At 35.0% G+C, this 12,273-nt stretch carries 10 protein-coding genes and 3 pseudogenes; 9 read left to right on the top strand and 4 right to left on the bottom strand.

The features are described from left to right. Positions 1 to 162 precede the first annotated feature (162 nt). Positions 163 to 1,059 carry an aspartate carbamoyltransferase catalytic subunit gene (locus AAGD99_RS02900; RefSeq protein ID WP_253307260.1) on the top strand — a complete coding sequence of 299 codons (897 nt, stop codon included), beginning with the start codon at positions 163 to 165 and terminating at the stop codon, positions 1,057 to 1,059. Between the two features lie 325 nt (positions 1,060 to 1,384). Further along, positions 1,385 to 1,537, top strand: a pseudogene (locus AAGD99_RS02895) (IS4 family transposase); the annotation flags it as partial. 121 nt (positions 1,538 to 1,658) lie between these two features. Here AAGD99_RS02895 and rho read toward each other — a convergent pair. Both rho and AAGD99_RS02885 read right to left on the bottom strand, forming a co-directional pair. Continuing rightward, positions 1,659 to 3,062 (bottom strand): transcription termination factor Rho, encoded by a 1,404-nt coding sequence (rho, locus tag AAGD99_RS02890; protein WP_264328936.1) that lies wholly within the window; start codon positions 3,060 to 3,062, stop codon positions 1,659 to 1,661. A gap of 192 nt (positions 3,063 to 3,254) precedes the next feature. Next, positions 3,255 to 3,863 (bottom strand): cell cycle transcriptional regulator TrcR, encoded by a 609-nt coding sequence (locus AAGD99_RS02885; RefSeq protein WP_341822541.1) that lies wholly within the window; start codon positions 3,861 to 3,863, stop codon positions 3,255 to 3,257. A gap of 334 nt (positions 3,864 to 4,197) precedes the next feature. Between AAGD99_RS02885 and AAGD99_RS02880 the strand changes: the two are divergent. From AAGD99_RS02880 to trpS, 5 genes and pseudogenes are all read left to right on the top strand, one after another. After that, positions 4,198 to 6,009: pseudogene (locus AAGD99_RS02880) on the top strand (SurA N-terminal domain-containing protein); the annotation flags it as partial. Between the two features lie 385 nt (positions 6,010 to 6,394). After that, on the top strand, positions 6,395 to 6,715 hold the full coding sequence (rpsP, locus tag AAGD99_RS02875; protein ID WP_253307256.1) for a 30S ribosomal protein S16: 321 nt from the start codon (positions 6,395 to 6,397) through the stop codon (positions 6,713 to 6,715). Between the two features lie 11 nt (positions 6,716 to 6,726). Next, positions 6,727 to 7,713 carry a polyprenyl synthetase family protein gene (locus AAGD99_RS02870; RefSeq protein WP_341822538.1) on the top strand — a complete coding sequence of 329 codons (987 nt, stop codon included), beginning with the start codon at positions 6,727 to 6,729 and terminating at the stop codon, positions 7,711 to 7,713. 61 nt (positions 7,714 to 7,774) lie between these two features. After that, a complete protein-coding gene (locus tag AAGD99_RS02865; protein WP_341822536.1) occupies positions 7,775 to 8,344 on the top strand; it encodes a nucleotide exchange factor GrpE in 570 nt (189 codons plus the stop codon). A 17-nt stretch (positions 8,345 to 8,361) separates the two neighbouring features. Then, positions 8,362 to 9,360 (top strand): tryptophan--tRNA ligase, encoded by a 999-nt coding sequence (gene trpS, locus AAGD99_RS02860; protein WP_341822535.1) that lies wholly within the window; start codon positions 8,362 to 8,364, stop codon positions 9,358 to 9,360. An 86-nt stretch (positions 9,361 to 9,446) separates the two neighbouring features. Here the strand turns inward: trpS and AAGD99_RS02855 are convergent. Continuing rightward, positions 9,447 to 9,655 (bottom strand): annotated as a pseudogene (locus AAGD99_RS02855) (IS256 family transposase); the annotation flags it as partial. Positions 9,656 to 9,665: 10 nt separating this feature from the next. Next, the gene (locus AAGD99_RS02850) at positions 9,666 to 10,181 is read right to left on the bottom strand and encodes a gamma carbonic anhydrase family protein (RefSeq protein ID WP_253307252.1); all 516 of its coding nucleotides are present in this window, start codon (positions 10,179 to 10,181) and stop codon (positions 9,666 to 9,668) included. Positions 10,182 to 10,325: 144 nt separating this feature from the next. On the opposite strand from AAGD99_RS02850, the gene secG reads away from it, so the two are divergent. Both secG and AAGD99_RS02840 read left to right on the top strand, forming a co-directional pair. Further along, positions 10,326 to 10,646, top strand: a complete 321-nt coding sequence (gene secG, locus AAGD99_RS02845; protein WP_264732556.1) for a preprotein translocase subunit SecG — start codon at positions 10,326 to 10,328, stop codon at positions 10,644 to 10,646. Further along, entirely contained in the window at positions 10,646 to 12,250 is a 1,605-nt protein-coding gene (locus AAGD99_RS02840; RefSeq protein WP_341822534.1) for a CTP synthase, read from the top strand. The genes secG and AAGD99_RS02840 overlap by 1 nt, the downstream gene beginning before the upstream one ends. Positions 12,251 to 12,273: the final 23 nt, after the last annotated feature.

The raw sequence follows: 12,273 nt of genomic DNA, 5'->3' as shown, positions 1-12,273 counted from the left end.
ATGTACCTTACTCTTGACTCGCTGAACTTTTTCTTCCTTCTAACTTAATTTTGACTTTACTATCTTTTTCTGTTCTTTCACCAAAACAATTGCTGCACAAGAGGTCTATTGAAAAACAATAATAAGAAAGTAGAATAGGTTCAAGTAGTTGAAAAGGAAACTATGCACAAGAGAAGGAATTTGTTAAACATCTCAGACCTTACAGTCGATGATGTAGAAAATATAACTAAGTTGGCTAACCAGTACCTTAAAAAAGAAGCTGCAAATAGTCATATCTTGGAAAATAAGACAGTAATAAATTTATTCTTTGAAGATTCAACGCGTACACTTGCGTCTTTTGAAATAGCAGCAAAAAGCCTTGGAGCAAATGTTGTAACTTTGCCAATAAGATCTTCTTCTATTAACAAGGGAGAAGATCTAAAAGACATGATCAAAACATTAAATGCAATGAATCCTGACTATATAATAATCAGGCAAAAAAATAGCGGTATTGTTAATATGCTGGCTAAGAATGTTAGCTGCTCGCTAATCAACGCAGGCGATGGAAGCAGTGAACACCCAACTCAAGCTCTTGCAGATTATCTTGTAATCAGCAGTCATAAAAAGCAAATAAAGGATCTCAAAGTTGTGATATGTGGAGATATTCTGCACAGCAGAGTTGCAAGGTCAAATATAAGGTTGCTAAAAATGTTTGGAGCAGAGATAAGCTTGGTCGCACCACCAACTTTGATTTGTAAGCATTTTCCTGAAGTAGATTCAGTCCATTATTCATTAATTGAAGGTATAAAGGATGCTGATGTAATCATGCTTTTAAGACTGCAGAAAGAGCGCATGAATAATAGTTGTTTTGTTCCTTCAGAGAAAGAATATTTTCATTTGTATGGACTTGATTCACAAAAGCTATCATACGCAAAACCAGATGCGATTGTTATGCACCCAGGGCCAATAAATAGAGGGATTGAGATTAGCAGCGATGTAGCAGATTGTGTTATTTTACAGCAAGTAGAATTTGGATTGGCAATACGTAAGGCAGTGCTGCACTATTATAGGCCTTGTTAATATTAAAAGATGCTACACAACTAATGCGAAAGAAGGGTTTTTTCATGAAATGACGAGAATGGTTTGAGAATGGCCATTAAGATGTTAAGGCCGAGGATATGGTGTGGAAGTTTTTACGAAAGCCTGAAGTCAATCAACAACCTTGCAGAACGGCAAATTAGACGGCTATCGTAAAAACAGCTTTTTCACCTGGTTGGAACGTGGGGAAAGGTTCGTGGAAGAATGTTGTCGATATTTTTGACATCACGTCTCAATGGCCAAAATCCCTTCCAAAAGTTACGACTGCTTAGTTCTTTATTCATTCTCACAATCCGTGAACGGTTACTTGTTTTTAGCGTTAAGCAGCAAAATTAATAATTTGAGAATTTTCCTGAAAAAACTTACCACAAACTGGTCACAATTTTCTGTGAAAGACAGATATAGAAAGACTAGAGTATCCACCTTAAGTTCATTGAATTTTCTTACCTTTGCTTCTTAACTTGACGCGTATAGTTTATTTAACGCTCCCTAAGTTCGCCATTGCCTGAACGGATACAATTATTTTAACTATAAAAGCGTTTTACTTTTTGCTCAGCATATCCATCATAACTGGCTTACTTTTAGTGATTCATGGAGTTAAAAAAGTCAGCATTGCTCTTTGTTAAAAGTAGTTTGTCACGTAAAAATTCCATTGCTTCAACAGATCCCATAGGATTGAGTATTCTACGCAACACCCATATTTTATTTAGTATAGCCTTATCAACTAATAGCTCTTCCTTCCTTGTTCCGGATTTTGTAATGTCAATAGCTGGAAATATACGTTTATCAGAAAGTTTTCTATCAAGTATAATCTCAGCGTTTCCTGTACCTTTAAACTCTTCAAAAATAACCTCATCCATTTTTGAACCAGTGTCTATAAGAGCTGTAGCGATGATTGTCAAAGAACCACCATTTTCAATATTACGAGCCGCTCCAAAAAAACGCTTGGGTCTCTGCAGTGCATTTGAATCCACACCACCAGTTAGAACTTTCCCAGACGAAGGAATAACAGCGTTATAAGCACGTGCAAGTCTAGTAATATTGTCAAGTAGGATTACCACATCTTTTTTATGCTCAACCATTCTTTTAGCTTTTTCTATTACTATTTCAGCAAGCTGTACGTGACGGTAAGCAGGCTCATCAAACGTAGAACTCACTACCTCACCTTTTACAGAACGTATCATATCTGTTACTTCTTCAGGTCTTTCATCTATAAGTAACACTATTAATTCTATTTCAGGGTGATTTATAGCTATAGAGTTAGCCATTTGCTGAAGCAATACAGTTTTTCCTGTGCGAGGTGGAGCAACTACTAACGCTCTTTGCCCTTTTCCAAGAGGAGCTACTATATCTATAGCACGCATGCTTAAGCCTTTTTTATCATCACCACTATTACACTCAAGTACTATGCTTTCCTCAGGATAAAGAGGAAGCAAATTATCAAAATGGACGTACTTTCTTAATTCACTGACTTCAGTAGAGTTTATACTTTGAACCTTAGTTAAAGTAAAATATCTTTCTTTATCACCAGGTGGCCTTATTTCTCCACATGCCATATCTCCTGTACGTAAATTAAACTTCTTTATTTGCCCGTTAGAAATATAAACATCATCGGTACTTGGGGCATAATTTGCACTTGCTGAACGTAAGAAACCAAAACCATCAGGCAATATTTCCACTATTCCACTCCCTGTGGTTATGCCTCCTTCTTCGCTCATTTTCTTCATTAAGCTGAATATCATTTCCTGCTTTAGCATTCTACCATTGCTTTTACCGTTAGTTGAAATTTTTCTTTCTTCAGCTAACTCTAACAATTCTTCTGCTGTTTTCTCTTTTAATTCGCTCAGATCTAATGTTTTTCTGTTTTTCTCAGTACCTTCATTGACCATCTGTTTTACTGTATCGTTATTGTGAATTTGCTCACTTTTTTCAGGTTGAGCTGTAACCTTTCCTTTTGCCAAAACATCTTCATTGATTGTTGTCATAATCCTCCAAAAATTTTAATTGATGCTTACTAACCTAAAATGTGACTATAAGATAATAAATTAGGCTGAGCTAGTTTTAGTGCGTATTAAGCTTAATTATTATTAAACCCCGTACTTTACTTACATTATACTAATAAACACTAGCAAGTCAAGTTAATTTAATGTTAACAAAGCACAAAAATTTGAGGATTTTCAATAGCTATTCTTTATATTTTTTAACCTTTCTTGCTTCTCTTCTTCTACTTTTGCTTTTTCCACTTCTGCTTCTAAATTTTCTTGACTACATAAGCCAAGTAGTACAGGATCTTGGGGTTTTATATTTTGGATGTTATAATGAGATCCATCTCTTACTTGCTCAACTGTGTAATTTGTTGTACTAATTAATTTAGCTATAACGTTATTATCCAAGATAGGAAATTTTTTTACTAAATAATAAATCGCATCAGGTTTATCTCTACGCCTTGCCGTAGAGGCAAAGCCAAGAATGCTACCAATCGCTTTACTCCTTTTTTTTATATTTTTTATAATCAAATTTGGTACACGGTTTGAATTTTTTTTGCAATCATCGATTTCTTTTTCAGTAATTACCCCAGAAATAATAGGGTTATATTTTTCAACTTCTATTTCCTCATCAGCTATGTCTTGTACTTCTTCAAGGGCCAACCTACAGCATTGTGCTATTTGATTAAAAGTTAAACCAGTGTTGTCTACTAACCAAGCAGCTATTTGCATTAGAAACTGTTTATTTCTATCGTTATTGCCCTTAGAAGATTCCATTGACATCAAAAAAGCATCTCCCATTTAAAGTATCCCTTACTGTTATACAGAGCTAAAATATAAGCTATTAAAACTAAAAAAGCATTAATTTTGTCATTCAATGACTTTTTGTTTGTCACTTCCCACCTCTTAAGTTAATTAAATGCGCTTACGTTTAAGCATATTTCAAACGATTCAAAAAAATATTTTCCCTTCTTAAGGTATAGTATAACTCAGTCAAACATATGTTTCTATTTAAGAAAAGAGTTAAATTTTAAGTTAATATATTGTAATATTATATATATTGGCTAATAAAGCAACAGGTTTACAAGAATTAAATTATCACTATTCTATAATTAACCATTAATTAACTGAGTTTAAAATGAATGTTAAAAATTTTTTCACTAAAGTAACCGTTGTCCTTTTAGCTTGCTTATTAGTCTTCATGGGAATTGGCAACCTTTTATCAGGTGATGATGAAAAAGAAGAGGTAGCTAGGGTTGGAAAAGAAGTTATAACGTCAGATGAGTATAAATCACTATATCAAAATTATGAAAAGCAAATTTCTGGATCTGATGCGAGTAGAGAACAAGTAAAAAAGCTGAAATATGATTTGCTTAACGCACTTATAGAGCAAAAACTATTGTTTAACCTAATTAGTGAGCTGGGGTTGACAGTTGGAGAAGAGTCTATAAAAAACCATATTAAAAATACCAAATACTTTCAAAATGATAAAGGCGAATTTGACAAAAATAAATTCCATGAAACGCTAAATGACCTGCATATGACAGAGAAAGAGTATATAGCAAAGCTAGAGAAAGTTCTGCCTGGAATGATGTTCATGACTTCGTTATTTAAAGATAATTATCCGGTAACTTTTGGCGAGAGAGTTGATGAGCAGATATACAAAAGTCGCTACCAAACTAGAGTGGTTGATATTGTTAAAATAACTGAAGATGCAGTTACAAACATTCCTGAACCAGATGATCAAGCATTACTTGATTTGTACGAAAGAAATAAATCCCATTTTTATTATCCTGAGTATCGAACTGCGCAATATATTTCCCTAGGCCAAAAGTATTTTGAAGATCAAATCAAGATCTCAGATGAAGAAGTTGATGGTATAATAGAACAACAGGAACTAAAAGATCAAAGAGATGTATTCAATGTAATATTTTCTACCAAAGAAGAAGCTGAGACAGCAAGAAGAGCATTTGAGGAGGGTAAAACAAGCTTTGAACAGATAGTAGGAGAGTTTGGCAAAGCAAAACTTGAGGAAACTAGAGTAAATAATATAACTAAGGATTTTTTACCAGAAGACGTGAGGGAAAAGGTATTTGCTCTCAAAGTAGGTGAAGTAAGTGAAGTTTTAGCAAGCAGTTTTGGTTGGCATATAATAAAAGTGGAAAGTGCGCATCAAATCTCTGATGAAGACTTAGTTGATTTAAAAAAAGACATAAAGTCAGTTCTAACTAACCAAAAGTCTTTTGAAAGAGTCAATGATTTCATAAACCAAGTGAACTATAAGATATACAATGGTTCAGAAATTGAAGAAATATTGAGTGAATATAATTTACCTATACAAACTATTGGTCCAGTAGATGCGAGTGGAAAAGATCAAAGCGGTAATAACGTAGGAGATTCTAGTGATTTGATTTCTTTCATTTTTTCGCGAGAAAAGGATCAGAAAGGTTATTTCAAGGGCGTTGGGGACGCTGTTGTTAGTGTAAAAATCATTGATATCGTTCCACCCAAATTGCAAAGTTTTGAAGAAGGCAGGGCATTAGCGGTAGAGCTTTGGTGTAGTGAGTTTATAAAAGAAAGAATGTTTAAAATTGGGCAAGAGGTTGCAGTTCAACTAAGAGAAAAAACAGATTTGGAAGAAATTCAAGGTGTGGAATTAGTTAAAGGTCAGCAGATGCAACGCAATGAAGTGGATCAACAAAACTACCCCTTTTCTTTTGTAGAAGAGATTTTCAATATGAAAACAACTGGTTCAGTGACAGACCCTATTCAATACAATAATGAAATTATAATAGGTGTTCTAAAAGAAATGCATTCATCAAATGGTAAATTAAACACGCTTGACACCGGAAAACGTGTGATGATATCGCTAAAAGAGCAATTAATTAGCTATCTGGAATCAAAGTATAAAGTCGAAGTTAATCACGCTATACTTGATGATATATAGTCAAAAATCTTATAAGTTGCTTCAAACGCATCCAGTGCCCAGACACACAACTGTACGAACATTGCGATTTGAGAGCAATCTTCACTAGGAAGGATGTCATCCCAGTGCCCAGACACTGGGATCCAGGAATTTTATTAAGTATAAAAGTAGCCGTTTTATGTTAAAATACAACGTTTTAATGATTATGAAAAGGCTGGATTCCAGACTGGAATGACACCATTTACTGTGCAATTTACCTTCAAAAATGAATGTTCGTATAGCTGTGCGCCCGGCGCTGCCCTACATTATTGGTAATTATATTATAAGGTGCAAAAGTTGTATAATTCATTTGACTTAAAACGGCTCATTGTATAAAATTGTGACTAATATATGAATAAAGGTTAACATGGTAGTTAAAATAAGGTTGGCAAGGTTTGGCGCAAAGAAACGCCCTTTTTATAGGATAGTTGTAGCTGATTCACGAGCACCAAGAGATGGGCGTTTTATTGAGAAAATAGGACAATATGATCCAATGTTACCAAAAGACAATAAAAATCGTGTTGTGGTGAAGGCTGATAGATTAAAACATTGGCTAAGCGTAGGCGCGCAAGCAACTGAAAGAGTACTATGGTTCATTAAAAAAGGCATAGTAACTTTAGAAACAGAACCAAAGAAAACAGAAAAGAAGAAAGTAGAGAACGAGAAAGCACAGGGACAAGAAGCATAAGTCTCTTTAAAATGCTAAATACTGATTTAACAAATAATGGTAAATTAGACGATGTCGTATCTTCTGATTTATCAGCTATGAAGGACTTTATCTTCAAAAATGTCAATGATGAAGGTGCTAAGCTTGCTACTGATATTATATCTCATCTTGTTAGTTCAGGTGGAAAAAAAATAAGGCCTAAACTAGTTTTTATTATATGTAAAATGCTAAACTATTCTGGGGAGGATAGGATCAACGTTGCTGCATCGGTAGAGTTTATACACAATGCTACTTTACTTCATGATGATGTGCTCGATGAAAGTGAGGCACGCCATGGAGTTAAAACAGCGAATAAGATTTGGGGAAATAAATCAAGCATTTTAGTTGGTGATCTATTGTTGACTCTAGCATTTAGATGGCTTATAGAGTGTGGAAATTTAAATATTCTCTCTATTTTATCTAAAGCATCGCATTTACTTGTGAAGGGTGAAATAAAGCAGATGACAACACGTTTTGACCCCCACACAGTCAGGGAAAATTATTTTGATATCATTGGAGAAAAGACAGCATCTTTATTTTCTGCATGCTGTGAAGCTGCATCTACAGTATCTGGTGCAACAAATGACGAAACAGAGAGGCTAAAGAATTTTGGTTTTAATTTTGGTATGGCATTTCAAATAGTTGATGATATGCTCGATTATACTGCTAATCAAGGCACTTCTGGAAAACAAGTCGGAAAAGACTTTTTCGAAGGTAAAGTCACCTTACCTGCTATTATAGCATACGAAAAGGGCAGTCCAGCAGAGCAAAAATTCTGGGAAAAATGCTTTTCTTCAGCTAGACACAATTTTGACCAAGCATTACACTATATTAATCACCATAATGCCATTCAGCTTTCTATGGAAAAAGCTAGACACTACATTAATATGGCACAAAATGATATTAGTACTTTTTCTGATTCTTTTTATAAAATTACTTTAATTGACTTTTTAAATGCGAGCATAGAAAGACAAATGTAGCTGGTGCTTGATATTTTCGAATTAATTGCTATATATTTATTAGATTCTTAAGGATAGTGATATGTCAGACAGCAGTAAAGAAAAAAAGAGGAGATTTGCCGATATGGTAAATAGGCAGAAAGGTGACGACCAACAAAGTGATAACCATAAGCAAACTGATGATTTAAATGAAGATCTCAATACATTAAAAGAACGTGCAGCTCAGCTTGAAGATCATTTACGCCGTGCTGTTGCAGATAATGAAAACGTCAAACGTATAATGCAAAAGCAAATTAGCGATGCAAGTGACTATGCAGTCACAAAATTTGCACGTGATATGATCGACTCGTGCGACAATTTAAAAAAAGTAATGGAAATTTTGAAAGACGGTGATCCTGTTCATGAGGGGATTAAAGTAGCTTATCAAAAAATTATAAATGATCTAAAAAAACATGGAATAGAGGAAGTAGATCCACTTGGTGAGCTTTTTGATAGTAATTTACACCAAGCTGTTGTGGAAAGAGAAGACAATGAAAAAGAGCCTGGCACTATTATAGAAGTACTACAGACTGGTTATACTATCAAAAATAGGTTGCTCCGTCCTGCAATGGTTATTCTTTCTAAGAAATCTGCTGATTGTGGAAGCGATTAGCATGAGGTAAATGTATAATGACAAGTATTGTCTTTTCAGGTATCCAGCCAAGTGGCGTACTACATTTAGGTAATTATCTTGGTGCAATCAAACAGTGGATAGACTTACAGGATAAATACAAATCTCTTTTTTGTATTGTCGACCTACATGCAATCACAGCAAATAAGCTTCCCGCAAGTGAATTAAAAAGTAATATTTTCAAAACAGCAGCAGCTTATATTGCATGTGGAATAGATCCAGAAAAGTCCATTATTTTTAATCAGTCCACGGTTAGTGGTCATGCAGAACTGGGCTGGCTGCTTGGGTGCTATACACCAATTGGTTGGCTTAATCGCATGACTCAATTTAAAGATAAAGCTGGCGGCGATAAACAAAAAGCCTCTCTTGGATTATATAGTTATCCAGTACTTATGGCTGCAGATATATTGTTGTATCAAACTAAATACGTTCCTGTTGGTGATGATCAAAAACAGCATTTGGAGCTTGCACGTGATATTGCATCAGCTTTTAACAATCATTATAAACTGGATTATTTCATCGTACCTGAAATCTTAACTTTGGATTGCACATCAAGGATAATGAGCTTAAGAGATGGCACAAGCAAGATGAGTAAATCTGACCCTTCAGAATATTCGTGCATTAACCTTGATGATACAGATGACTTAATTGTTAAAAAAATAGAAAAAGCAAAAACAGATTCAATTCTAGGCTTTGATTTTGCTACTTTAGAGTGCCGACCAGAGATAAGCAATTTGATAAACATTTATTCAGTGCTTAGTAATTTAAGTGTGGAAAAAGTGTGTGAAGAAGTGAACAAACATGACATGAAGCACTTCAAAAAAGAGTTAGCTGATTTAATTATCAGTGTTATATCACCCATACGTGAGAGAATGAATGATCTTTTAAAAGACCAATTCCATTTACATGAAATATTAAAAAAAGGTACAAAGAAAGCAGCAGAAATTGCAACCCATAATATAAAAGAAATCAAGGATATTATTGGATTTGCTCAATAGACCTCTTGCATAACCTAAGGAATCAATTCAAAATTGTAAAAACAGGCAATAAGGAAATGTTCAAAAAAGTGTGTCAAACCGCATTTTTAACTCAACTCAATTTTCAATCTACCAGGAAAGAAAATATCAAGTTGAGATATAGTTAAAGCCCAATTAGGATAGTCCAATTTTGCTCTGCCTTTTTTATAGCACAATATACCTGTTTGTACAAGCTAGTAAATGAGCCCTTAGTTTTAGTGAATTTTCTAATCTGTCTATGCAGTCCCTCAATAGGGTTGGTAGTATAAATTAGCCTCACGCGAACTTTAATTTTTATATTCCTTCATTAGCATAATATAATTTTGTGCTGATTGTGTAATATGTTTAATTTCTTCATTCGACATTTTTTTGAAGAACTTTGCTGGCCTGCCAGCCCATATTTCCCCACTTTTTATTACTTTTCCATGTGTCACTAGCGAGCCAGCAGCTACCATAGCTTCAGGCTCCACAACTGCATGGTCCATCACGGTAGAGCCCATACCAATAAACGCTTTATCATGCACCATACATGCATGCAACATACAAAAATGTCCCACTGTTACCATATTGCCAATAGTTGTATCACCACCTGGGTTTCTATCCACATGAATTACCGTTCCATCTTGAATATTTGTTCCATCACCTATTTTTATTGATCCAACGTCCCCTCTGACCACACAATTAAACCAGATGCTCGCATCTTTTCCTATTTCAACCTTGCCTATGATATGCGAACCACCTGCGATGAAAGCACTTTCGTCTATTTTTGGTTCATAATCTTTGTATTTTAAAATGTGATACATATTAAGCCCACAGTTTTATGCATATGCTAACCAAAATAAGGTAGGCAGTAAATACATACTTAGATTCCAAGCTACTTGGGTGACAGATGTTCTTGACTTATGCACTTTATGCTCCTAAAATTTTTATTTTCAGCTCTATCTATAATGTCAGTAGCGGTATTAAGTATATTTCAAGTAATATTGGTTGTTGTGTTAGTAATTTTAGTGCTCTTGCAGCCGCCTGGGAGTAGTTCGTTAAGTGGTTTTAGTAATACACAACAGGGAGTCAATTCGATGATTCCGGTAAAATCTTCTGAAAACCCGCTCAGCAGAATAACGGCTATTGTTGCTGGATTGTTTATTATAAACACATTGCTATTGTCAGGATTATATTCAAAAGACGTACATAAAAAATCGATTGCAGAGAAAATTATATTAGAAAAAAAGCAAGAAAGTGAACCTACTTCTGTTCCATTTGAAAATTAATGAAGGAAGCTAAATTTATCTTTGTCACAGGTGGAGTTGTGTCATCGCTTGGTAAAGGCTTAGTTGCTTCAAGCGTTGGTGCGCTTCTTCAAGCTTACGGTTTTAAGATCCGTATCAGAAAACTTGACCCGTATCTCAACATTGATCCTGGGACAATGAACCCAACTCAGCACGGAGAGGTGTTTGTTACCGAGGATGGTGCTGAAACTGATTTGGATCTTGGGCATTATGAGCGTTTTACTGGAATTAAAGCAACAAAAGATGACAATATAACAACTGGTAAGATATATCATGAGTTGTTGAAGAAAGAGAGGCGTGGTGATTATCTGGGCAAAACTGTGCAAGTCATTCCTCATGTGACAGATTTAATCAAATCGTTCATTTTTAATGGTACGGAAGGTTTAGATTTTGTAATATGTGAAATAGGCGGAACTGTAGGTGACATTGAAAGCCAACCATTTTTGGAGGCTATACGCCAAGTTAACTACACATTAGGAAAACAAAGAGTTATCCTTATTCACTTAACTTTAATACCATATCTTACCGCAGCGCAAGAATTAAAGACAAAACCAACGCAGCATTCAGTTCGAGAGTTAAATTCCGCGGGGTTACAACCAGATATTATATTATGCCGCAGTGAGAAAGAAATTTTCGATAATCAGAGAGAGAAAATAGCTAAGCTTTGCAATGTTTCTTTGTCCAATGTGATACCTGCTCCTGATGTGAGTCATATATATGAGTTACCGGTGTTGTATAGCCAATGTGGGCTTGATACGCAAATTTTGGAGCACTTTCATTTAAGTGAGCCAAAACCAAGCTTGATTGAATGGGATCAAATAGTGCATTCCATAAGGCACCTAACACAGGAAGTTACTGTGTCTATAGTGGGAAAATACACCGAATTCCCTGATGCGTATAAATCACTAGTTGAAGCATTAAATCATGGTGCGATTAGTAATAAAGTCAAAGTAAAGATAAATTGGGTTAACTCAAGAGAGAAGGAAGAAAAACCTATAAATGAAAAGCTTATAGGGGAGAAGTTACAGAATTCTCATGCAATTCTTGTCCCAGGGGGGTTTGGTGATGACGGAGTAGAGGGTAAAATATTAGCAATAAATTATGCCCGTACAAATAATATCCCATTTTTCGGAATTTGCCTTGGTATGCAGCTTGCAATTATTGAGTTTGCTCGTAATGTTGTTAAGCTTGAAGATGCACACTCTGAAGAATTTCATAACTGTAAACATCCAATCGTTAAGTTAGCTGGCGATCAAGATGACGATCTTGGTGGAACCATGAGACTTGGGGCATACAAATGTAATATAAATGCAAGCTCTAAAATGATGGATGCATATAGTAACACTACTATTTCAGAGAGACACAGACATAGATACATAATCAATTCAGATTATAAAGATGATTTGGAAAAAAATGGGCTGCTATGCAGTGGCATATCAGAAGATGGAACATGTATAGAGGCAGTGGAGTTAGAGAGTCATCCGTGGTTTATTGGTGTGCAGTTTCATCCAGAGTTTCAATCAAAGCCGTTTTCTCCTCATCCTCTTTTTATATCGTTTATTAAGGCAGCAGTTAATAAAATTTAAAAAAAGAAGATTAGCAAAGGAAA

Origin of the sequence: Wolbachia endosymbiont (group A) of Clivina fossor, assembly GCF_964026865.1 — a bacterium.
GTDB lineage: Bacteria > Pseudomonadota > Alphaproteobacteria > Rickettsiales > Anaplasmataceae > Wolbachia.
This window is presented reverse-complemented; position numbering and strand designations above follow the sequence as displayed.

Bases quoted from the DNA above. Each gene is read 5' to 3' on its own strand.
- AAGD99_RS02900 (WP_253307260.1), top strand. From the start codon at position 163: ATGCACAAGAGAAGGAATTTGTTAAACATCTCAGACCTTACAGTCGAT.
- rho (WP_264328936.1), bottom strand. From the start codon at position 3,062: ATGACAACAATCAATGAAGATGTTTTGGCAAAAGGAAAGGTTACAGCT.
- AAGD99_RS02885 (WP_341822541.1), bottom strand. From the start codon at position 3,863: ATGGGAGATGCTTTTTTGATGTCAATGGAATCTTCTAAGGGCAATAAC.
- rpsP (WP_253307256.1), top strand. From the start codon at position 6,395: ATGGTAGTTAAAATAAGGTTGGCAAGGTTTGGCGCAAAGAAACGCCCT.
- AAGD99_RS02870 (WP_341822538.1), top strand. From the start codon at position 6,727: ATGCTAAATACTGATTTAACAAATAATGGTAAATTAGACGATGTCGTA.
- AAGD99_RS02865 (WP_341822536.1), top strand. From the start codon at position 7,775: ATGTCAGACAGCAGTAAAGAAAAAAAGAGGAGATTTGCCGATATGGTA.
- trpS (WP_341822535.1), top strand. From the start codon at position 8,362: ATGACAAGTATTGTCTTTTCAGGTATCCAGCCAAGTGGCGTACTACAT.
- AAGD99_RS02850 (WP_253307252.1), bottom strand. From the start codon at position 10,181: ATGTATCACATTTTAAAATACAAAGATTATGAACCAAAAATAGACGAA.
- secG (WP_264732556.1), top strand. From the start codon at position 10,326: ATGTCAGTAGCGGTATTAAGTATATTTCAAGTAATATTGGTTGTTGTG.
- AAGD99_RS02840 (WP_341822534.1), top strand. From the start codon at position 10,646: ATGAAGGAAGCTAAATTTATCTTTGTCACAGGTGGAGTTGTGTCATCG.